This window comes from Mesorhizobium sp. M6A.T.Cr.TU.014.01.1.1, from assembly GCF_004022765.1.
Taxonomy (GTDB): Bacteria; Pseudomonadota; Alphaproteobacteria; order Rhizobiales; family Rhizobiaceae; genus Mesorhizobium; species Mesorhizobium mediterraneum.
On the sequence record NZ_RZPG01000112.1, the window covers coordinates 1 to 359 of the forward strand.

The following is a 359-nucleotide window of genomic DNA, read 5'->3' on the forward strand; positions in this document are numbered from 1 at the left end:
CCCTGGCACGTCTCCATCGGCGCGATTGCCGGCGTGTTGCTGGCGGTCATCCTGCCTCCCCACCACAGCGGCGTGAAGGCACGGCCATGAGCACGACATTCTGGATCATCATCGCCGGCGCAATCGCGACCTATCTGACGCGCATCGGCGGCCATCTGGTCATCTCCCGCTTCGAAACCATCCATCCGCGCGTCGAGGCTGGTCTCAACGCCGTGCCGGCGGCGGTGCTGACGACGCTGGTGGCGCCGGAACTGTTGAATGCCGGGCCGGCGGAATGGGCGGCTCTGGTGGTCACCGCCGTGGTTTCGTTGCGCGGTGGGTTGATGGCGATGTTTCTGGCCGGCGCGGCGGTTCTGATT

The 359-nt window shown here is 66.6% G+C and carries 1 protein-coding gene and 1 pseudogene; both read left to right on the forward strand.

The window, feature by feature from the left end:
- Positions 1 to 90 (forward strand): annotated as a pseudogene (locus tag EN885_RS34940) (branched-chain amino acid ABC transporter permease); the annotation flags it as partial.
- On the forward strand, positions 87 to 359 hold a 273-nt coding region (locus tag EN885_RS33195), incomplete at its 3' end, for an AzlD family protein (protein ID WP_164897987.1). The pseudogene EN885_RS34940 and the gene EN885_RS33195, both read left to right, overlap by 4 nt.